We start from the raw sequence: 253 nt of genomic DNA, 5'->3' as shown, positions 1-253 counted from the left end.
AAAAAAGCTCTTCCTACAGTTCCTGCGGCACCCCTCGCCTTTAGTGCCAAAACACCTCGGTGCAACGGGGTGGTGTGCGAGCACCGATGAAGGATGCTCGAAAGCGTCGCGAAATCTCCCTCGGCGAACGCCGATCGACGTCAAAAACAGCCTCACCCTGCACCTTATTCAGCAAAGCTTCTTGTAAAATAGTCCTCTTTCGGTAGCGTGAGAGGCCTATGAAGAAGTTGCTCAGCGAGCGCAAGAGTCTGAG

General features: G+C 53.8%; 1 protein-coding gene. It reads left to right on the top strand.

The window, feature by feature from the left end:
- A partial coding sequence (locus R0K30_RS21950) for a hypothetical protein (protein WP_410612953.1) occupies window positions 1-187 on the top strand: 187 nt, incomplete at its 5' end.
- Window positions 188-253 lie beyond the last annotated feature (66 nt).

The organism is Bacillus sp. SIMBA_154 (assembly GCF_046536015.1).
Lineage (GTDB): Bacteria > Bacillota > Bacilli > Bacillales > Bacillaceae > Bacillus > Bacillus pumilus_P.
Note: the sequence above shows the minus strand (reverse complement) of the source record. Positions and strands in the feature narration are given on the sequence as shown.